Below are 22,677 nucleotides of genomic sequence, written 5' to 3'. Positions count from 1 at the left end.
GGAAGCTGGGTTTATTGTGTTAATTAATCGTTAAGATACAACTATTTCCGTACAATAGTAATCCAACCATCTTCATCTACCGACACAGTAGCATGAAGCGCTTCAGCAAGCAGACGCAAGGATACATATGCATCGCCATACTCGTCAACAAATACAGGTTGGGCAAGCTTTACAGCCGTGCCGTTAATCAAGGCTTCGGAAGAACCGATTTTGAATACCAGTTTATCTCCGTACACACCATCAGTAACGTTAATTGCACGATTGGCCGTATCCCATTCTACAGTAGCATCTAAATCTTCTGCCAAATAACGCAGTGGGATATAAGTAGTGTTCTTGTCTACAATCGGGTAATAATATTCGTCATCAGGTTCGATAACAATGGTTCTCTTCGTAATGCCCAGATCATCCTTCAATATACGATATACATCAGAATCTGGGGCAAAGTTTCTCAAAGTCTCTCCAGGTGTAAGTCCGGAAGAAATATCAAGTGCACCTTCAGTGCTGATTGGATCAGCGGTTACAGCACCGCCAATGTTCCAAATCTGACTGGAAGCTTTAAGCGAGAGGCTCTTCAATGGGAAATCCTCGGTACCCGGAAGAGCCACTTTCAGATCAACATTCTGTTTACGCACATGCAGAGCACTATCAACGAAAATATCAACAGATAACTTCGTATCCTTACTCAACACGGTCTTCATCTCAGGAGTTGATTTGTAAAGACTGTCCACTTGATTGTCATATACTAGCAGCAATGCATCAACAGCCAATTTGGCAGCATCATGCAATACAGTTACGACAGCTTCTTTATCATCCAGTGGAATATCTCCGAATCCCAGATTGAAAATATCGCCAGAACCGTCTTCATCCATAGCTTTGATCACAGGGTACAGATAGTCGTAAAGACCACCCACCAATTCAGTAAAACCTTCTGTGTCTTTGGAAACAGACTTCAGGAAGCCTTTTAACAATGCAGGAAGCTCATCACCAGTCACTTCTGCATGCAGCTTCGTCATGTTCAACTGCTCACCATACACAGCATCACTAACCGGTGTAATGTTGATTACGCCAGGATTTGGAAGATTCTTAACAACGAATTTCGTCAACAGCTTACTGACATCTTCAGCTTTTGCCGTATCCAATCCTACTTCACCTAAGATTTCATCGTATCCTTGTACAGGGAAGTAGAACGGTTGTTTTGCTCCTTCAACTGTAAAAGCAAGTGTTTGTTTGTCCATAAACAAGGTGAATGGAATATTCAATTGTTTATAACCAACAGTTCCTTGGGCCGATAAACTCCCATTATCTTGTAACTTAGCTTTACTAATATTCAAGGAAAAAGAATTAATAAGATCAACCATTTCCTTATCTTCCGCGCTAATTCCCTCTATGGGCTCAGCATTCATGGAAAAAGTCATACTGGATTCTGATGATTTAACATCAACATCCCCAATCAACGCCTTATTAACATCGAACCCCCCTACCGACTGACAGCCGGCAAGAACTAGCATCAGTGCGACAAAAGGCAAAAACCACTTCAATTTCGCTTTAACTCTACTCATAGCATGTCTCCTTCATCTTATTTTGTGAAATCAATCCATTATCTCAGCTAAGGTAAGTTTTGTAAATCAAAGTTCCTTTTATTGTAAAATGTTTAGATATTCAACAAACTTCGCCATTCGATCTGAGCCCAATCCTTGTAAATTACAGCCTTAACTATCGCCAACATCAGTAAATGTGCAGGATAAAATGACCACCACATCCAGCGCGGAACCCGGTGCCGCTCCAAGCGATCCCAAATTAAAGGCGTAAAAGCAATCAGCAAGGTAGGTAAAATACTGAGCATCTGTACAACCCAATAATTATAAAACATATAGAAAAGATTCAGTGCCAGATGGGCTCCAACAAGCCAGTACGATTTCGTATAACGAAAAATCAATACTAAGAGCAAACCGTACGCATTATAATCTATAGGGTAATAATCCATTAACACTATAACAGCAATTACCACAGGTATACCAAGCCATAGTGAAGGCAGCTTGTCCAAAATTACCAGTACGATTGCTGACAGCAATAACGTAAACACCACGTTCCAGCCACCAGAATTTAGCGCTAGATTATAGGGAATCTGGGCAATAATCGCAATCAAGAGCAACCGAAATAAATATTTAGGTCTGGATGAAGTATGGATATGTCCCTGCACAAGCCCATAACAATAAATCGGAAAAGCTATTCTCCCTACATATCTCCAAGCAAGATTCTCCGGGAAAAAGATATAGCCAATATGGTCGATTAGCATCGTCAGCATGGCAATAATCTGCATTACAATCCCCCTTAAGCATGTTGAAATATAAATTCGCCAAGTCCATCCTCATTTCCTTTACCAATAAGCAAATGAAGACCGCGTAGAAACGATCATCCGATTTCTGTGCACCTCCCCCCTTGACTTTATCGAATACTATTGAGTAATATTAACTAGCAACAGAATATGGCAATGATCAAAGACATGATTTCCTACACGAACTGTCCAGAGAGAGAAGTCCAGGCTGCAAGCTTCTCCAGTTACCGGTTGTGAAGTTACCCCTTTGTAGCCGTGGCGCTGAATCCGTAGAACTTTGTTTTTTCGGTAGTATGCGGCACCGATTTATCCCCGATATCGGATACCAATGAGGTCCTGTCTATATGACAGGTCGAATTAGGGTGGAACCACGAGCTGAACGCACTCGTCCCTTTCTGGGAGAGATGCGTTTTTTTGCGTTCACAACTAACAATATTTGAGAAATGGAGGCTAAAATCATGAAGATCAAGGTAACACTGCAAGATGGAACAATTAGAGAGGTACTGCAAGGAACAACGATTAAAGAAGCAGCAGGTGCCATAAGTACCAGTCTGAAAAAAAATGCTGTAGCTGGAAAAATTGATGGAAAATCTGTTGATCTAAACCAAGCGATCGAACATGATTGCCGGCTCGATATTGTTACGTTGGATAGCAAAGACGGTCTTGAGGTTTATAGACACAGTACTGCACATATCATGGCGCAGGCCATAAAACGTATATATGGAGATAAAGCTGTCCAGCTAGGCATAGGTCCTGTTATCGAAGACGGCTTCTACTATGACATTGATATTGAGAAACCTCTATCCACTGATGATCTTGCTGCAATCGAACAAGAAATGGCGAAAATCATCCAAGAGAATCACCAGATTGTCCGCCGTGTGGTGAGCCGCGCAGAGGCCATTAAACTTTTTGAAGAGCTAAATGAGCCTTTAAAGCTGGAGCTTATTCATGATCTGCCGGAAGACACAGTATTAACTATTTATGATCAAGGTGAATTCTCCGATCTTTGCCGTGGGCCACATCTTCCCTCTACTGGCTTGGTCAAAGCCTTTAAGCTGTTGAATGTAGCGGGTGCCTACTGGCGTGGAGATTCCAATAACAAAATGCTGCAACGTATTTATGGAACTGCCTTTCCTAAAAAAGCGCAGTTAGAGGAACATTTACTGTTTCTTGAAGAAGCTAAAAAACGTGACCACCGTAAGCTCGGCAAAGAACTTGAGTTGTTCATGTTCTCTGAAGAAGCGCCAGGCATGCCCTTCTATCTTCCCAAGGGAATGACAATCCGTACAGAGCTTGAGAACTTTGCCCGGGAATTACAAAGACAGAGAGATTACGATGAAGTTCGCACACCGCTGATGATGAACAATCGGCTTTGGGAGCAGTCAGGACACTGGGATCACTACAAGGACAATATGTATTTCACAGATGTAGATGAAACAAAATTTGCCCTTAAGCCGATGAACTGCCCTGGGCATATGCTAATTTTCAAAAATAATCTGCATTCCTACCGGGAACTGCCTATCCGTATCTCGGAATTCGGTCAAGTGCATCGCCATGAATATTCCGGAGCACTGAACGGGATGATGAGAGTCCGCACTTTCTGCCAGGATGATGCTCACCTCTTCGTTTTGCCAGAGCAAATTGAGGATGAAATAAGACGGGTAATCTCACTGATTGACCATATTTATCAAGTGTTCGGCTTTGAGTATAAGATTGAATTATCTACTCGGCCGGCAGATTATATGGGATCTGAAGAATTATGGGATCAGGCTGAACAATCTTTACAAAATGTATTAGACAATCTCGGGATCGAATATCGTGTGAATGAAGGGGATGGCGCGTTCTATGGACCTAAGATTGATTTCCATATCTTAGATGCGCTAAAACGAAGCTGGCAATGTGGAACAATCCAACTAGATTGGCAAATGCCAGAGAAATTCGATCTTACTTACATCGGGGAAGATAATCTTAAACATCGCCCGGTCGTAATCCATCGCGCTGTTTATGGGTCGATCGATCGTTTTATGGGGATTATTACTGAACATTTCGCTGGAGCTTTCCCACTGTGGCTCGCACCTGTTCATGCGAAGTTATTGCCAGTCTCTGAGAACTATGTTGACTATGCACTGCAAGTGAAGCATCACATGGAGAAGGCTGGCATTCGTGTCGAAGTAGATATCCGAAATGAGAAGTTAGGCTACAAAATTCGTGAAGCTCAGCTTGAAAAAGCACCTTACATGCTCGTACTTGGAGAGAACGAAAAAAATTCCGACACTGTCTCTGTAAGAAAACGTGGTGAAGGTGACCTTGGTTCGAAGAGTATCCAAGACATCATTGAACAGATTAATGAAGAGATTATTAGTAAAAGATAAATTTAAGGGGCTGTCTAATCGTAGAGAAACTACGTTTGAGACAGCCCCTTCTTTATAACCTATTCATGTCAACTGAACTCTATTTTACGTACAGGCGGCTGCTTTCTTCCCAATATTCGCCTGGTTTCAGGCTGAACAAGCCGATTTCATCAGCAGGAAGATCTACCATTGGCGCATTTACCAAGTTAATTTGTGGTTCAGGGCAGAAGAACTGTTCTGTAGCACCATTATTCCAGATCATCCATTGTTTGTACGAAGTCCCTACATCGTACACCAAGGTTACTCCAGCTTTGCTATCGGTAAGCTCCATCCGGTTGCGTCCGTTCTGAGGTACAGCCGTGTAGTGATTGTCCATCGATGCAAAATATGGATTCACACCTTCTTCACGAAGCTGAACTTCTCCTGGCTCCAACGCCTGGAATTTGCCTGTTGGCAGCATGCGGTCGTTGAGCTCCCATCGCTCGCCAATAGTAGCTTTTACGCGGTAATCTTGTGCCGTGCTTCCTGGTGCGAAAGGTGCGTTAATGGCAGTGTGGAATGCCAGCAAGCAAGGCATCACATCTTCTCCATCATTGTGCACCAACACCTGTTGAGATAATCCTCCTTCGCCGAGGGTATAACGCAATTTGATCGTATACTTATGTGGCAAATACTGATAAGAAGGATGATTCTCATCCACCTTGATGAATACGGTTACGAAGCTTTCAGTCTTACCGCTGCCATATTCTTCGACTTCCCAAGCTGCAGTATGTAAAAATCCGTGTAAATGGTTGCCCGTTGCAACTTCATTTACTGGGAATTGATAAGTTTGACCATTCCATGGAAATTTACCATCCTCATAACGATTTGGAGGAAATAATACAGGAATTCCGTGAATCCCCGGACTTGCCTTGAAGGCTTCCATTTCTTCAGCTCCAGGCTCATGCAGGAAGCGATATCCGTTTTCGGTATCACGGAAACAGATCAGGTTGCCGCCAATGCCTGGCAGAATAGCTGCCTCATAACGACCGGCTTTCAACCAGATAGCTGCTTCTCCTTCATATTGTCCTTCATACGCTGTGATTGACATAATATATTGTTCTCCCTTCCAGTGTCTGATAATTGTCTCCACTTGATAGATTACCACATCTAGTCATGAGGTGACATGCTCTTTTTACAATTGCTCCACTTCTACGCTCATTACATGTTCAATTTTCTTCACATCGTAATAGATTTCTGTTGCGTAATCCCGATCCGGTGCTGAGATCACCATATCGATCATTTGTCTGCCATCTTCCAAATCTTTAATTTTCATTCTTCGAATCGCTCGGGATGGACCTCTAGTACTACGCTGCGAGCTGACCTGAGGCCGCTCGATTTTTTGGATCACTTCTGTAAGCACAAAATTAGCTTCCATAATGATCCTCACTGAAACTTCATGTTTATTCAGTACTTCTGGTCCTAGCGAACGGATTAAATGAGGAACTAAATTCACAGCAAACATCAGCAGAATAACCGCATATGCTGCCTCAATATAGAATCCCGCACCCACAGCTATACCAATTCCAGAAGCTGTCCAGATGAGTGCTGCCGAAGTAAGGCCCGAAATGGCATCTCCGCCTCTACGCAGAATAACACCCGCACCCAAAAAACCAATCCCGCTGACAATCTGAGCCGCAAGCCGCATTGGGTCCATGTTGGGATGCTCTGGTCCTGCGAACTTATCAAAGGCATGGATAGACACCACTGTGACAAGACAGCTCGCAATGCTTATGACCATACTGGTCCGTATCCCCAGCGGTTTCTGCTTGATCTGTCGGTCAATCCCGATGAACAGCCCGAACAGCATGGCCACTAGTAACTTCATTAATGATTCCAATTGAAAATCCATATCGCAATCTCCTTTCTCCAGAGATACTCCATTATAACGGAAATTGGAGATAATGATTAGCTTTATTTTACAACAAAAAACGGCATAACCATCCTCAGCGCATATGCTCTTTCGACCCGTGTGGTCCGGCATAGCGACGAGGATGGAATCCGTTATGAGAGGCCAAGATTATGTTGAAAAACTAACCATGCAGAAGCGACTCTGCACCGTCACAATAAATTTCCGTCCCCGTAATATGATCTGAATCTTCAGACGCCAGAAACAGCGCCAGCTTCGCTACTTGATCAGGTCGCCCCGGACCTTCTTCCAACGGTTGATCTCCCTCAGGAAATTCTACTGGGATTTTCACTTCTTTCAGATCCTCTGATGGAAAAGTGTTGTCATCTATATTGGTCTTTATAGCCCCAGGACAGATCGCATTTACGCGGATTTGAAATTGAGCCAGTTCCAGTGCCGCCATTTTCATAAAAGCAACCTGTCCTGCCTTTGTCGTACTGTAAGCAGAAAAACCAACATTAGAAAATACACGATTTCCGTTAATGGAGCTGTTGATCAGGATGCTGCCTCCGCTTTCTTTTAGATGCGGTATCGCATATTTAACAGTCGCGAAGGTTCCACGCAGGTTAATATGAATGGTCTGATCCCAAGCTTCAATATCCATCGTTTCAATAGGCGTCATCGCCCCATTAATCCCTGCGTTGGCAAAAACAACATCAAGACGACCCCATTTCGCGGCCGCCTTATTTATCGCCGCTTCCACTTGTGGTGGTTCAGCAACATCACATTCGATAACTAGGGCTTCTCCGCCCTCTTTCTCCACTTGCTGTCTAACCCTTTCAGCGTTCTCTACAGTTCTGTCCAATAATACAACTTTGGCTCCGTTACGTGCGAACTCAAGCACGGTTGCCCGGCCAATTCCTGAGCCGCCTCCGGTTACAACTGCAACCTTACCTACAAGCTTTTTATCTGCCATATCGTGATATCCTCCTTCTTATCATGCAAGTCTTCCAGTTAAGTTCTTTCCTTAACCTTAACCTTGCATACAGAAGTTGAACCGACAGATATTTACTTTTCCTTTAGGATTATTATTCTCCCTGACGAAGATGAATGATGAGATCGTTTAATCCAACTTCCCGGATCCCTTCCACTATAAGCTCAGCTAGAAGACGAGCCCCTAAAATCTGAAAATGTGTATTATCCTGCACCCCACCTGGATGCGCAATAAATTCTCCTGGATAGCTCCACATGAATAAATCTTTTGAGCCCTCTGAGCCATAAGCTTCAAAGAGCTTGCGGCTCTTCTCGGCTAAATCAATCAGTGGAACCTGCTCGGTATCTGCGAGTTCCCGCATGGCGATTAAATAATCTCCATGCGTGTCTACAATTGCTTCTTCACTATCAAATCTTCGCCGATGTACAGAGCTCACAAGAACCGGATAGGCCCCCGCTTCTCGGGCGACTGTAATCAACCGGAGCAAATGTTCTTTATATGTAGTAAAGGGCTCGGTATGTCTTAAATCATCAGTTTTGGAATCATTATGTCCAAACTGGATGAACAGATAATCTCTGGGTCTGATATCTGCGGCAATGCCCTCCAAATGCCCTTCCTCAATAAAACTCTTGGAACTGCGTCCAGAAAGTGCTCGGTTATCTACAGCTATTCCGGCTTTGAAGCAGCGTGGCAGCAGTTGGCCCCACCCCGCATAGGGGTAACCTTCTTCCCCTTGATCGGTCACCGTGGAATCTCCCGCCAGAAATAAGACTAGCGCTTCATTGTCCATCTGAATGTCCAAGGCGTTAATACGCGGTGCCGCACCCGAGAACGATAGCTTTAGCTGCCCATCCTTAACCCTAATTGCAAAGGATTCGCGCAAATATTGGCCCGCAGGCACATTTAGCGTGTCCAATACGAACTTGCCTTCTCCAGCTTTGATAAATGTGCTGGTATCTGCCAGAGCATCACCCAACAGCAGCGTAACACGGTAGATCCCATTCGAGAGATCCAGAAGAAAAACTGCTTTCTGTGGGATGCAGCAATCGCTTCGCAGTATATCTGTTCCCCCTCTGAAACGACCAAAGACGGAGGAATCAGAAGTGAAACCATACCCTATTTCCTTAGAATAAGATGTGTCCGGCCGAATTTTGGTGTAGCCAGGCTCAGCTTCCTTAATCCCAAAATCAAAACGATAGCTATCCAAATTCAGCCGCACCTTTCTTAATTAGAGATTTAAAACATTTATATTCGTTTGCTGAAATCAACCTTTCAAACCACTGGTGCTGATTCCTTCTACAATCTGCTTTTGGAAGATAAAGAAGATAATCATGACTGGTGCCAAACTTAGAACAGACATGGCGAACATTGGACCCCAGTTGGATACGGACTCACTGTCCAGGAACATTTTCAGCCCCATCGAAACTGTATATTTAGAAGGTGAGTTCAAGTACAATACCGGTCCAAGCAGGTCTTCCCAGCGCCAATAGAAGGAGAAGATCGCCGCAGTAGCCATAGAAGGACGAATGAGTGGAAGTATAATTCTGAAATAAAGTCCAAATTTCCCACAACCATCGATGGTAGCCGCTTCATCAAGTTCAACAGGAATGGTCCGAATAAACTGCAGCATTAGGAAAATGAAAAACGGGACACCGAAGAACTGTGGAACAACGATCGGTTTGATACTGTCGAGCCATTCCAATTTGGCATAGATAATGTATTGAGGGACGAGCACCACATCGGAAGGAAGCATCAGGGTCATCATCATGATTCCGAACCATAAGCCATGGCCTACAAATTTATTGCGGGCAAAACCAAAGGCAACCAGTGAAGATGAAATGACTGCGCCCAGTGTTGCGACAATAACAATTACAAAAGAGTTCTTGATGAAGACACCAAAGGAGTAACCTGCAATACCTTCCCAGCCTTTAGCATAGTTCCCCCATTCCCATGGATCAGGTATAAGGTGCTGCGCTGTAACAAACACAAGCCGGCTCTCTTTAAAAGAACTCATGATCATCCACAGAATCGGATACAGCATAACGATAGCGAGGCCACCTATAAGAATGTGATAAAGCGGCCATTTCAGTTTAATTTTCGCCATGGATTATTTTCCTCCTTCCGACTCGTAGAAGACCCACGATTTGGATGTCTTGAACAAGATTCCGGTCATGATGCCGACAAGCAACAACATTACCCAAGCCATAGCCGAAGCATAACCCATATTATTAAACATAAAGGCCTGACGGAATAAATAGAGAGAATACAACATAGTGCCGTCCATAGGTCCGCCTTCACCTTTAGAGATAATATAAGCTGGAACAAAGGTCATGAATGCGCTGATCGTCTGCATAACTAGATTAAACAGAATCACTGAACTTAAGAGTGGCATAGTAATCTTGAAGAACTTTCTGAAGAATCCGGCTCCATCTACACTAGCTGCCTCATACATTTCACCAGGAATATTTTTAAGACCTGCCAGAAAGATCAACATGGATGAGCCAAACTGCCAAACAGATAGAGTTATCAACATGATAAGCGCAGCGTTCGGATTGCCAAACCAACTTACCGGTCCAATTCCGAAAAAGCCAAGCATGCCGTTAATAATTCCAGTATCACTAAAAATATTACGCCACATGATGGAGACCGCCACACTACCCCCTATAATAGAAGGTAAATAATAAGTTGTCCGATAGGCTCCTACCATACGTGATTTCGTATTTAGAATCATGGCCACAAATAATGCGAAGGTTAGACGTAAAGGCACACCGATAAATACGTAAAGCAGCGTTACCTTTAGTGAATGCAAATATTTCGGGTCATTTGAGAACATTTTGATGTAATTATCAAATCCAATCCACTTAGGTGGAGCGAATAAATTGTATTTGGTAAAAGAAAGATACAGCGAAATGATCATCGGGATCAGTGTGAAGCAAAGGAAGCCAATGACGAACGGACTGATGAAGGCATATCCTGTAAGGTTGCTTCGTAACCGCCGGCCGGTGAGGTTCTTTTTCTTAACAGCCAATGGATTCGAAGGTAGGGGATTCGTTAATGCCAAGGGTCTCCAACTCCTTTTTATGTGAATAATATGGGAAACGGGATGCCGCCTAGCGAAATGGCATGCCGTTTCCCATGTGAGACGCAGTATAGTTATCTGTTACCCTACGATTAACGGCTGGAGAGAATAGAGTTCGCTTCTTTTCGGAACTGTGCTGCTGCTGCTGCTGGATCGATTTTTCCGAAGTTCATTTGTTCAGCAAGGTCTGTAAGCAGGGCTACAACCTCTGGTGATCCAACCGGTGGACTCATAGGTGAAGTAGTAGGCTCCATGTCAGCAACAAACTTAAATACTTGCTTACCGGAATCAGTTAATTGTGTAGCTACAGATTCTTTGATTTTGCTTGAAATCGGTACTCCGCGTTCGCCTTTGATCAGGTTGTTAGCTTCCACATCATTAATCCAGAAATCAACGAACTTCGCTGCTTCTTCCTTCACTTTAGAGTTAGAAGTAATTGACCAATACATACTTGGCTGCATGTAAAGCCCTTTATCCATATCTGGACCAGGCATTTGTGCCAGCTCCATAGGACGATTTACAGCGATTTGCAAAGCAACGTATTGGTTCGACCATTGCCATACACCGATACCTGTCCCTTTAACAATATCCGACTCTTCAATAACCCCTTTATTTTGGCTCAGTTTGTCTTGTGATGGGACCGCTCCATCTTTAATCAGACCAGACAACATTCCGAAAAAGTCAGTGAACAACGCATCGTCCTCATAGCCAAGTGCGGAACCATCATTGTTATAGAGTGCCAGCCCTTTTGTACGCAGATAATAGTTGAAGAACACGTCTGCTGCCATGGAACCGTCCATATACAGTCCAGCCGACTTAGCTTTCGCGGCGATTTCCTTGTATTGATCCCAAGTCCAGTTCTCTGGGATAGAATCAACACCTGCCTTTTTCAGCAATTCTGGATCATATTGAAAACCAAGTACGTTAACCCCTAACGGAATTCCGTATTGCTTCTCACCGATCACTCCAGTACTCAGCACGTTCTCATTCACATCGCCGACTTGAATCTGAGAGTTCAAATAAGGTTTCAAATCTTCGAGCTGTCCGTTAGATCCATATTGATTAATATAGGAAATATCCATTTGAACGATATCAGGAAGTCTATTTGCAGCAGCTTGCGGAGCAAGCTTTTTCCAGTAATCATCAAAGGATGCATATTCAGGCTCAATGGTTACATTCGGATATTTGGCTTCATACATATCAATAACTTGTTGTGTATAAGAATGTCTTGTATCTCCACCCCACCATGCGATACGCAGGGTTACTGGTTCTGCTGAGGTCGTGGCCGCAGGTTTCGTCTCCGAAGGAGTATTTGTAGCGGAATCCGTAGCAGCATTGTTATTGTTGTTACCTCCACCGCAACCAGCTAACATTGACGACAGCAATAATGGTACGGCTAGTAAAGCGAATCTCTTTTTCAATTTCATGTCCCCTTTTCCTATGATAGTGTAAAGGCTCTGATCCCTTTAGGTAGCGCTTTCATTGGTTAAATTTTCTCAAATATTCCGTGATTATTGAATACAAAAAACCGTCTTGTTTGTTCAATAATCAGTTCGCTTGAGGGGGTTTCATGAAATCTGTAGGGGTCTGGCCGGTTACTTTTTTAAAAACCTGACTGAAATATTGTGCATTTCCACCGAAGCCGAACATTTCAGCCAGTTCAAATACTCTTACATCCCCACTTCTCAAAATATGCTCCGATGCTTTAGCAATCCGGTAATTGGTTACATAATTCGAGAATTTCTCCCCGGTAATTTTCTTGAATATTTTGCCGAGATAGTCGGGATTCATATATAACATTTCAGCAGCGACCGAGCTAAGCGACAGCTCTGCATTCTTGTAATCCTCTGCGATAATTTTGAACATTTTGTCTACAATCAGCGATTGCCGGGAACTAAAATGTCGGTCATACATCGCTGTTAAGCGAACCGCTGCCTCTTTGACGTATGCTTTTAAACCTCCCAAGGTTCTAATTTCGGCAAGCTCCGCCAAGCCCGATGTGAAGCTATTTCTTTCATCAGGGACTGCTAAACGAATCATAGCGGAATATAACTGTAAAACATATGAACGCGTCACGTTAATATCTAACCGTTCATCCGCGAGCAAGTTGAATAATCGTTCCAATTCCAGCTCTACCGTATTTTGGTCACCTGACTTGATTAGTAGACAAATATGCTCTTCATCTAGCTCGATATCATTTCTTCCACTTAGCTCATCACTTGGGATATCACTCCCGGTAATCAAACCGCCCGCCTCCAAATAAAAACGATGGTTCAGGCACTGCAAGGTCTGACGATACAATCTCCGGGAATGAATCATAAGGTCAGCATCACTAATCGCGATTGTCACATCCATTTTATAAAACTTGCAGAAGACCTCTCTTACTTCAGCGATACGTTTAAGCAAGGGGCTATTCTGCACCGTATTTCCTTCGTCTTCCAGTAATATTAATAAATGACCGCCTATCGTCGCACTCAGGAGTGTTTCCTGAAGTACGTCCTGGGCAATATTTTGCAGAGCGAACAATTGCTCATATTCGTAAGAACCTTCCAGCCGGAACAGGAGCAAGCGTACCGTTTTGTCATTGAGTTCAATGCCGAATAATTCCTGATAGTACTCTAGATCCTGACTTCCATAAGTTTTGTTAGAGATCCATTCCTTCAAAAATTGTTCTTTCACATGGGGCAATACCTTCTGAAGACGTTGTTTCATGCTATTTACGAATTCGCCCCGGCTCTTCTGTTCATCGAGCTCCGCTACCAGCTCAACCAGTGCATCATGGATCTGATTCTCATTGCACGGCTTTAAAAGATAATGTTTAACCCCGTTCTGCATAGCAATACAAGCATAATCAAAATCCTTATAACCAGTCAGCATAACGAATTTCACGTCTGGAAATCGTTCACTGCATTTTTGCACCAGTCCCAAACCATCTAAACCAGGCATAGAAATATCCGTAATCACTATTTCAGGGTTAAGCTCCTCTATTTTCACCAAAGCCTCAATCCCGTTCCACGCCGTGCCTACAAGCTCTGTTCCCGCTCGTCCCCAGTCCACAACCTGCGATATCCCTTCCAGAATCAAGCGTTCATCATCCACCAGCAGCAGTTTATACATTCTCTAGCACTCCTTTTAAGTAAGGTATACGCACATGTATAGTTGTTCCTTGACCCGGTTCACTTTCTATGGAAGTGCCCCATTCAGGACCGAAGACGATTTGAATCCGTTCCGCGATATTAGCTAAGCCGATGCCTTCTCCACGGGTCTTAACTCTTCCCATCTGCAAATCTTTGATAAATTCAGCGCTCATTCCCGGTCCATTATCACTGACTCTGATATCGAGTCCCTGCTCATCTTCACTAACTGTTATAGAAATGGTACACGGTTCAATATTAGGCTCTAGTGCATAGCGGATAGCATTTTCGATTAAAGGCTGCAAGGTCAGCTTCGGAATCAAAGCGTCATGCAGATGTTCAGGTACATCCATCCGGAAATCAAGCCTCTCATCAAACCGTGTTTTCTGGATAATGACATAATTGCGCACGATAGTGATCTCTTTTTCAAGTGTAATCAGCGGATCCTTTAGACCAATAGAGCTGCGGAACAAGTAACCGAGCGCTTCTACCATTTCTGAGATTTTGGCTTGTTTGTTCATTTTGGCTAACCAGTTGATCGATTCCAGTGTATTGTACAAAAAATGCGGATTAATCTGGGCCTGCAAAGCTTTTAGCTCTGTCTCTCTAATAATCAGCTGCTTCGCATAGTTCTCATCAATAAGCTCTCTGATCCTGCGGATCATCATTTTAAAAGTCCGGTTTAGCTGACTAACCTCGTCCTGCGCAGTCTGTGAAACCACACCTAATGACTGTTCCTCCAGATTGTCCAGATCGCCCTTCTCGATTTGCTTCATTTTTTTGGTCAGCTTAGAGATCGGACGTACAATACTGCGAGCAAGCCTGTAGCCTAAAAGGAGACCAATTAATAAGATTAGTGCGAATATGATGACGACCAGCTTTTTGACAAAAGTAATATGTTTGAACATCTCATTAAATGGAGTGGCATTGATGTAGATCCAATCTATATAAGATGATTTCGTCTTGGTTATAAAATAAGTACCTTCTTGATATTTGGCCGTGCGATATAGCTCCGGACGTTCTGTCTCTTCTTTAAGCTCATCTGGCAAAAGAATCGGTGCTTCAGGATAGATTGCCTGTCCCGTCGTGGCATCAACTGCGATTAATTGATCAGTATCGCTCGTACTATCCGCAATGATTAGGTCGATCCGAATACGGATCACGAGTGTTCCCAGATCATCCAGCGTAAACGTTGACCCTGTATAAGATTTAATCTGCCGAACCGCCAAAAGTGAATTTCTGTTTCCTTGCGGATACCACACTATACTCCCGCTAGCTTCCGCAGCTAACGGCTTTAACTGATCCTGCAGATCCTGTGATACCCCTTCACGATTGCCCGCAGTCATTACTCCGCCACTCGTATCCATCAGCATCATGGAATAAACGTATTTCTCTGCCCCTGCAAAAGCAACCAGCCTGTTTATGATCTTGTTATGTAGAACTTGTCTTTCATAAGGCTGTGGATCATTCTGCAATTGGCGCAGGCATTCTTGAATTTGCTCATCAGACACCACTGTAAAAGAAAGCTGATCCAATTCTCTTAGGGCATTTTCGATGCTAATGGAGGACATCCCCAGTACCTCAGAGGCCTTTTCATAAATTTGCTTGTCATAGATACGATACACATATTGTAAAACGGTCAAAGAGAATAAAAAGGAAAGTAGAAGCAAAAAGGAAATAATCAGTATCATTTTGTTGAAAATGCCCGAACTTCTGTAAGCGCTAACATTTTTCCAAATCATCTGCATTCTCCGCTCCCTAAATATGATAATTTTCATTTATTATCACTATAATTCCATTATAAACCATAATGTTCCATTTGGGTAAATTTACGTGAACTGAAAGATAAGGATAGTATAATGGCTCGGCGAAAAAATTCCTATGTAAAAAAGGGCTCGAAATGAAATCCAGAATCAGACTTCACTTCAAGCCCTTATATTGAGCTACCTTCAACCTACAACTGACTAGCCAAGCATCATTCGGTCATCTGCCAATTTATGTCCGCTGATTGTCTCGAATTCTCCGAGCAGCCGTTCTACAGTAAGATCTTTTTTACGTTCCTCATCGATATCCAAAATAATACGGCCCTTATCCATCATGATCAGACGATTGCCAAGACGAATGGCCTGTTCCATGTTATGAGTAACCATTAGGGTGGTTAACTTCATCTCACGGACAATGGACTCTGTCAGTTTAGTAATCAGCTCCGCACGAGAAGGGTCAAGGGCTGCTGTATGTTCATCTAAAAGTAAAATTTGCGGTTGAGTAAAGGTCGCCATTAGCAGACTTAGCGCTTGTCTCTCTCCCCCTGACAACAACCCTACTTTTGCCCGCAGGCGATCCTCCAGCCCAATCCCCAGACGGCTTAGCTCATTGCGAAACAAAGCTCTTTTAGCTTTATTTACGCCAAAGGTTAACCCTCTGCTTTTGCCTCTTTTATAAGCCATAGCTAAATTTTCTTCAATCGTCATATGTGGAGCCGTACCCGCCATTGGGTCCTGAAAGACACGGCCAATCCAACGACTCCGTTGAAATTCCGCCAAATGGCTGATTGAATTTCCCTCAATGCTGGCTGTACCCAGATCCGGCTTCATGACACCGGAAATAATGTTCATCAACGTAGATTTACCAGCTCCATTACTTCCAATGATGGTGACAAAATCACCGGGAAGAAGCTCCAAGTCAATGCCGAGCAGCGCTATTTTCTCATCGGGTGTTCCGGGATTGAACAGCTTAGATACGTTCTCCAGTTTAAGCATCGATGGTGCCTCCTCTCTTGCTGCTTAGCGCCTGCTCAGCTAATTCAACGGAACGCCTCCGCGCCATATTCTTCTGCTTCAGGAAACGCTGAATCGACGGGAATACAAGAGCGAAAATAACGATAATTGCTGTGATCAGCTTAAGATCCGAAGCTTTCAGCCACGGTACCCGCAAGGCAAGTGCAACTACGATCCGGTAAACTATGGATCCGAGCACAACAGCCAATGTGGCCCGAAATACATTTTTAGCACCGAATATGGCTTCACCGATGATCACCGAAGCTAACCCGATTACAATCATCCCAATACCCATAGAGGAATCCGCAAAAGTAGAATACTGAGTGATTAGCGCCCCCGAGAGCGCCACCATTCCATTGGACAAACTGACGCCAAGAATAGTGGTATTATCCGTGTTCACACCCAGACTACGGATCATTCTTGCATTATCTCCGGTAGCCCGCAGCGCAAGTCCAAGATCTGTACGCAGGAATAAATCCATTACTATTTTCACAAAAATAACTACAAACGGCAGTACGAGCAGAGGATCAATGGAAGTGAACAAGGTAGTGTCGCCCATTAAAGACCAGTTCGGTTTGCCACCAAATATCCGCAGATTAATGGAATAGAGTGCAATCATCATCAAAATCCCGGATAACAGTCCATTAATCTTGCCTTTCGTATGTAATAGGCCCGTACACATTCCTGCCAGCATTCCACCAGCAATAGCGGCCAGGGTAGCAAGCCATGGTGCATAACCGTTAGTAATCATAACAGCGGCAATGGCACCACCAGTGGTAAAGCTCCCATCTACAGTCAAATCAGGGAAATCAAGAATACGAAAGGTAATGTATACACCTAAAGCCATAAATGCGTAAAGCAGTCCCATTTCAACGGCCCCGAGCATCGAATTTAACATAGATGACTTCCTCCTTCGAGCGGAAAGGGGCGTTCTCACGAAATCGCCCCCTATATAATGGCTTATTGAATAATATTGTTAGCTTGATCGGCAACTTCTGCCTTCATTGCATCAGTCACTTCTATGCCTTGCGCTGCTGCAGATTTCAGGTTAAGAATGAGATCGAGTTTTTCTTGCATGGTTACTTTCATATCAGCTGGCTTTTTACCATTTTTCAAAATATCCACGGCCATTTGACCCACTTGATAGCCATGATCGAAATATTTAAAACCAACGGTGGCGAAAGCTCCCTTTTCAACCGTATCACGGTCACTGGAGAAGAAGGGAATTTTCTTGTCATTAGCTGTTTGAATAATGGTATCCACTGCACTTACGACTGTGTTATCCAAAGTAATGTAGAATGCATCTACACGACCCACAAGTGATTCTGCAGCTTGTTTGACTTCAGAGGTATTCGTGATGGCAGCCTTCACTAGCTCGATTCCATGTTTATCCAACTCTTTTTTAGCAATCTCAGCCATAATTACTGCATTTGGTTCACCTTCATTAATAACGATGCCCAGCTTTTTCACGTTAGGAAATTGGGTAGCTATAAATTGCATTAATCTGTTAATCGCTTCGGGATTGGTGTCCGATACCCCTGATACATTGCCACCTGGATGCTCCAGATCCGTGACAATCTTCGCGTCGAGTGGGTCAGTTACTGCTGCGAATAAAATCGGTGTATCCTTACTTGCTTTGCTGAGTGCTTGAACAATTGATTGAGCGGAAGGCGTTGCAATTGCCAATACCAAATCATTAGAGTCAGCGGCAATCTTTTGAGCAATGGACAAGTTATTCGCTTGATCAGCCTGAGCATTCTCAAGGTCAACCTTCAGGTTCTCACCTTCAACGATTCCTGCATCCTTCAAAGCAGCGAGAATTCCTTCACGTGTAGCATCGAGTGAGGGGTGCTCCACATATTGCGAGATCGCAATTTTGTACGTTTTTGAATCTGCTGCTCCTGCATTCGTAGGGGAATTACCGGAATTCGCTGCATTTCCTGCGTTTCCCGCAGTGTTATTGTTACCACAACCAGCTGCTACGAGCATGAAGCATAAGCTTAATCCCGCCAAAATGTTTCTCTTTTTCATCAAAGTACCCCATTTCATTAGTTTATTAACGCATACATCAAGGTGAGCGACTCAGCATTATCACTTTTATCCATAAAAGCATTAAAGCATAAGCTTACACGTACCTCACATTAATGATAGAAATCTATTAAACCTATATTATATGGAGGTTGTTTATCCGTCAATCACTTATCATATTTCCATAGATTTCAAATTCTGAAGAATATATGACATCAAAACAGGTAATGCTTGGTTGTCTCTTACAGCGATTGCCTTCGTTTCTTTTACATAAAAAAAATCGCCCTGCACAAACTGAATTTACAGTTTGAAGATGGAGCGTGTTAAATGGCTAATAATCACAAAAGACTACTAACCACCGCTACTGTATTGCTTGCTGTCGCTTTAACGAGTTCATCCTGCGGTTATTCATCTCAATCGCAAAAACCTAAGGTTAACGCGCTAACTCCTGATGGAACAAATGCCTCCAGTTATTATGAACAATCTGCAATTACCGACGCTCAGGGAAAGTATTGGATTCCACTTAAGCCTGCGGTTACTTCGCTCGGATATCGGATGAAAGATGATGGTTCTAGTGATGGATACACTAAAATCGGTTATAGCGATGTTATGTATATGCTGCGCCCTGGCTCACCACAGGTATTCTCACTTGGGGAAAAAATCACACTGCCACAAGCCCCTAGACGGCAAGAAGGGCAAATCTATATCACCCCTTTAGCCTTGTCCAAATTTCTGCAAACAGAAGTAGGCTGGAATCCCCAGTCGGGTGAGATAAACATTGCTACACCGTCCGAACGTAAGACTATCGAAAAATTATCGACGGTCGAATCCACGAGTGAATCTAAATCTTTACGCATTCAAAGTATTTCTGAAGCGGATAAAAAGGAGTTAGTCGCTTTTGCCAAAAATTTCTTAGGTGTACCCTACGACTTTGGCGCTGGATCTTATGAAGAAACCAAAAAATTTGATTGCTCTTCTTTTACAAGGCATGTTTTCAAAAAATTCGGTGTCAGCTTACCTCGTTTAGCTAAAGATCAAGATAATTTAGGTACTCGTGTAAGTCGAAGCGAACTGGATGTAGGGGATCTTATCTTTTTTACCGTTCCCGGCCGATTTGAAAGTGATGCTATACCTGGTCATGTCGGTATTTACATTGGAGACGGAAAGTTTATCCACACTTGGGGTGAACCCGGAGTTCAGATCAGTGACCTCGACTCAGGTTATTGGAGTAATGTAATCCTCCACATGCAACGTGTTTTATAAGCTTCCCATACTTTAAAAGAAATCATTCAAAAAGCCTGAATCCCTATTGAAGGGATTCAGGCTTTTTGACTACAACTCTTACCAAATTCTTAATCCCAGCTCTTGCCCCTTCCGCTTATCCGGACAAACAGCTTTACAAGTTCTACTATGACAATAATTGCTACGGCTGCTGCACATACTATTCCCCACTGTAATCCACTTAAATGTGAGACACCAAACCAGTCGTTTAAGCCCGGGATGATGATCACAAGCACAAGCATTAGTATAGAGATCAGCGACGCCCATAACATATACCGATTGCTGAACCAACCAATCTGGAATAGCGATTTTTTATTGGATCTCACGTTAAAAGCATGGGCAATTTGCAGTAATCCTAATGTGGCAAAGGCCATTGTAACCGCAATACCTTCATTGTAATGCGTATGCGCCCATTGGTACACGAATAACGTAAGTGCCGCTTCTATAATCCCTTGATATATAATCCCGATCCCTACGCCGCCAGCAAAAATGCTACTGCTTGCTTTACGCGGCTTCTTCGCCATTACATCCTCACCGGCTTTCTCAAGCCCGAGGGCAAGTGCAGGTAAAGTATCCGTAACGAGATTAATCCACAGGATATGGATCGGCTCTAGAATACGCCAACCAATCATAGTGGCAATAAATAATGTCAGCACTTCCCCAAGGTTAGCGGAGAGAAGGAACTGGATTGCTTTGCGGATATTGCTGTAAACTTTCCGTCCTTCTTCAACGGCAACAACTATAGTCGTAAAGTTATCGTCGGCAAGCACCATATCTGATACACCCTTGGCAACATCCGTTCCGGTTATCCCCATGCCCACACCGATGTCGGATGATTTAAGTGCAGGAGCATCATTTACACCATCTCCGGTCATCGCCACAATTTTTCCTTTTTGCCGCCAAGCCTTAACGATACGCACCTTGTGTTCAGGAGAGACGCGTGCATAAACCGAATAATCGGTAACCTTCTCCGCAAATTCCTCTTCGCTGAATTTATCCAGCTCACTGCCCGTTAATACACCTGATTCATCTTCAATAATCCCTAATCTTTTGGCAATAGCCGCTGCTGTATCACGATGATCCCCTGTAATCATTACAGGTCTTATTCCCGCTTTACGGCAGATGGCTACCGCATCCCGTACTTCCTCACGCGGCGGGTCTATCATACCAACCAAACCAATAAATACTAACTCTATCTCCGTGGTATCTGGTGAGAGATCGGTCGGCAGCTGCTCCTCATCTCGGAAAGCAAACGCCAACACTCGAAGTGCGTCATTTGCGAGCATTTTATTACTCTCCATGATATTCCGCTTATGTTCGTCTTGTAGAGGTACAATTTCTCCATCCACATAAATATGGCTGCATTTAGACAAAAGTACATCTGGTGCACCCTTTGTCAGCACACGATATCGACCATCTTCTACCTCATGAATCGTTGTCATCAGCTTGCGATCAGAGTCAAAAGGCAGCTCATTTTTACGTGGATTTTTCTTTTCAAGCTCCCTTTTGTCAGTACCTATACTAAGCGCATAATCGACTAACGCGGTCTCCGTCGGATCGCCGATGATTGCTTTCCCGCTCTTGGTTTGGGGATCCTTGGTTCCAGCTTTTGCTTCAGTTTCACTAGGAGTCTTTCCTTCGTCAATGCTGGAGTCATTACAAAGCGTCATAGCTTGAAGCAATAACTCACCACCAGGAATCCCTTCAAGTCCTGCACTGGAATCAGTGGTCTTTCCGTTGACATGTACTTTTTCGACAGTCATTTTATTTAATGTTAAAGTACCTGTCTTATCAGAGCATATAATCTCTGTACTTCCGAGTGTCTCCACGGCAGGAAGCTTGCGAATGATCGCTTTTCGTCCCGCCATTCGCTGCACACCAAGCGCGAGAATGATCGTAACAATTGCTGGCAGCCCTTCCGGGATAGCCGCTACCGCAAGTGAGATCGAGGTAAGTAGCATATCCATTAGCTCTCTTCCCTCGAAGATCCCAACGGCAAAGATAATCACGCAAACGCCAAGAATAATAAAGGTGAAATATTTTCCTAGTTCATCCAGCTTTTTTTGCAGCGGTGTTACATCATTATCTTCCTCCGAGATATAACCGGCAATTCTACCGACCTCCGTCTGCATTCCTGTTGTTGTAACGACACCAACCGCCCGGCCATAAGTAACACTGCTGCTCATGTAAGCCATATTGGTGCGGTCACCGATTACAATGTCGCTGCCTTCAAGCACACCGGCCCGCTTTTCTGATGGCAATGATTCTCCTGTAAGCGCGGCTTCCTCCGTCTTTAACGATGCGGCTTCCAAAAGTCTTATATCCGCCGGAACTACATTTCCGGCTTCCAGTAATACGATATCCCCGGGAACGAGGTCTTCACTTTTTATCTCAGTAACCTGACCGGAACGTCTTACTCTGGCATGCGGAGAGGACATGCTTTTAAGCGCATCGAGTGCCTGCTCCGCCTTATTTTCCTGAATAACTCCAAGCACCGCGTTCAGAATGACTACAAGCAAAATAATAATCGTATCCGTCCATTCCCCCAAAACTCCTGACAATACAGCTGCTACTAGCAAAATAAAGATCATTACATTTTTAAATTGTTCGATAAACTTTTCTAATAGCGATTTAGTCTTCGCTTCTTGCAGTACATTCTTCCCATATCGCTCCAGAAGTTTAGCCGCTTCATCGGAAGATAAACCCTCTTTCCGAGTTTCCAGCCTATTCAGCACTTCTTCCTCACTCAGTGTATGGAAGGGTACCAGCCCTTGCGATTGTGAATTATTTGAATTCAAGACCATAGCCTC

General features: G+C 43.7%; 17 protein-coding genes. 2 read left to right on the top strand and 15 right to left on the bottom strand.

Annotation, left to right across the window (positions count from 1 at the left end; translation table 11 throughout):
• Nucleotides 1–41: 41 nt before the first annotated feature.
• Nucleotides 42–1,559 (bottom strand): copper amine oxidase N-terminal domain-containing protein, encoded by a 1,518-nt coding sequence (locus MHI51_RS12800; RefSeq protein WP_076125900.1) that lies wholly within the window; start codon nt 1,557–1,559, stop codon nt 42–44.
• Nucleotides 1,560–1,651: 92 nt separating this feature from the next.
• Nucleotides 1,652–2,320 carry a TraX family protein gene (locus MHI51_RS12795; RefSeq protein WP_405173923.1) on the bottom strand — a complete coding sequence of 223 codons (669 nt, stop codon included), beginning with the start codon at nt 2,318–2,320 and terminating at the stop codon, nt 1,652–1,654.
• Between the two features lie 473 nt (nt 2,321–2,793).
• Here MHI51_RS12795 and thrS point away from each other — a divergent pair, with 473 nt between their 5' ends.
• Nucleotides 2,794–4,707 (top strand): threonine--tRNA ligase, encoded by a 1,914-nt coding sequence (gene thrS, locus MHI51_RS12790; protein WP_076125897.1) that lies wholly within the window; start codon nt 2,794–2,796, stop codon nt 4,705–4,707.
• A gap of 79 nt (nt 4,708–4,786) precedes the next feature.
• Here thrS and MHI51_RS12785 read toward each other — a convergent pair whose 3' ends face one another.
• The 12 genes from MHI51_RS12785 to MHI51_RS12730 form a co-directional block, all read right to left on the bottom strand.
• Nucleotides 4,787–5,776 (bottom strand): aldose 1-epimerase, encoded by a 990-nt coding sequence (locus tag MHI51_RS12785; RefSeq protein ID WP_076275846.1) that lies wholly within the window; start codon nt 5,774–5,776, stop codon nt 4,787–4,789.
• A gap of 84 nt (nt 5,777–5,860) precedes the next feature.
• Complete coding sequence (locus tag MHI51_RS12780; RefSeq protein ID WP_036686231.1) at nt 5,861–6,577, bottom strand: MgtC/SapB family protein; 717 nt, start codon at nt 6,575–6,577, stop codon at nt 5,861–5,863.
• 181 nt (nt 6,578–6,758) lie between these two features.
• Entirely contained in the window at nt 6,759–7,550 is a 792-nt protein-coding gene (locus MHI51_RS12775; RefSeq protein WP_405173922.1) for an SDR family oxidoreductase, read from the bottom strand.
• A 112-nt stretch (nt 7,551–7,662) separates the two neighbouring features.
• The gene (locus MHI51_RS12770; protein ID WP_405173921.1) at nt 7,663–8,775 is read right to left on the bottom strand and encodes a rhamnogalacturonan acetylesterase; all 1,113 of its coding nucleotides are present in this window, start codon (nt 8,773–8,775) and stop codon (nt 7,663–7,665) included.
• 57 nt (nt 8,776–8,832) lie between these two features.
• Nucleotides 8,833–9,672: a carbohydrate ABC transporter permease gene (locus tag MHI51_RS12765; RefSeq protein ID WP_038570347.1), complete on the bottom strand. Its 840-nt coding sequence runs from the start codon at nt 9,670–9,672 to the stop codon at nt 8,833–8,835.
• Nucleotides 9,673–9,675: 3 nt separating this feature from the next.
• Complete coding sequence (locus MHI51_RS12760; protein WP_076105030.1) at nt 9,676–10,596, bottom strand: carbohydrate ABC transporter permease; 921 nt, start codon at nt 10,594–10,596, stop codon at nt 9,676–9,678.
• 143 nt (nt 10,597–10,739) lie between these two features.
• Nucleotides 10,740–12,074, bottom strand: a complete 1,335-nt coding sequence (locus tag MHI51_RS12755; protein ID WP_076275847.1) for an extracellular solute-binding protein — start codon at nt 12,072–12,074, stop codon at nt 10,740–10,742.
• 121 nt (nt 12,075–12,195) lie between these two features.
• Nucleotides 12,196–13,764, bottom strand: a complete 1,569-nt coding sequence (locus MHI51_RS12750) for a response regulator (protein ID WP_341002227.1) — start codon at nt 13,762–13,764, stop codon at nt 12,196–12,198.
• A complete protein-coding gene (locus MHI51_RS12745) occupies nt 13,757–15,523 on the bottom strand; it encodes a sensor histidine kinase (protein ID WP_341002226.1) in 1,767 nt (588 codons plus the stop codon). The genes MHI51_RS12750 and MHI51_RS12745 overlap by 8 nt, the downstream gene beginning before the upstream one ends.
• 222 nt (nt 15,524–15,745) lie before the next feature.
• Nucleotides 15,746–16,540, bottom strand: a complete 795-nt coding sequence (locus MHI51_RS12740) for an ABC transporter ATP-binding protein (RefSeq protein WP_076125889.1) — start codon at nt 16,538–16,540, stop codon at nt 15,746–15,748.
• Entirely contained in the window at nt 16,533–17,456 is a 924-nt protein-coding gene (locus MHI51_RS12735) for an ABC transporter permease (RefSeq protein ID WP_036686219.1), read from the bottom strand. The genes MHI51_RS12740 and MHI51_RS12735 overlap by 8 nt, the downstream gene beginning before the upstream one ends.
• A 62-nt stretch (nt 17,457–17,518) precedes the next feature.
• Nucleotides 17,519–18,589: an ABC transporter substrate-binding protein gene (locus tag MHI51_RS12730; RefSeq protein ID WP_076125887.1), complete on the bottom strand. Its 1,071-nt coding sequence runs from the start codon at nt 18,587–18,589 to the stop codon at nt 17,519–17,521.
• Nucleotides 18,590–18,913: 324 nt separating this feature from the next.
• Here MHI51_RS12730 and MHI51_RS12725 point away from each other — a divergent pair, with 324 nt between their 5' ends.
• On the top strand, nt 18,914–19,849 hold the full coding sequence (locus MHI51_RS12725) for a C40 family peptidase (RefSeq protein ID WP_076125886.1): 936 nt from the start codon (nt 18,914–18,916) through the stop codon (nt 19,847–19,849).
• Nucleotides 19,850–19,938: 89 nt separating this feature from the next.
• On the opposite strand, the gene MHI51_RS12720 is transcribed toward MHI51_RS12725, so the two are convergent.
• Entirely contained in the window at nt 19,939–22,635 is a 2,697-nt protein-coding gene (locus MHI51_RS12720; RefSeq protein ID WP_341004269.1) for a calcium-translocating P-type ATPase, SERCA-type, read from the bottom strand.
• Between the last annotated feature and the right edge of the window lie 42 nt (nt 22,636–22,677).

The organism is Paenibacillus sp. FSL H8-0260 (assembly GCF_045040625.1).
In the GTDB taxonomy this organism is placed as follows: domain Bacteria; phylum Bacillota; class Bacilli; order Paenibacillales; family Paenibacillaceae; genus Paenibacillus_AQ; species Paenibacillus_AQ odorifer.
The sequence above is the reverse complement of the archived record's forward strand: the minus strand, read 5'-3'. Positions and strand labels throughout refer to the sequence as shown.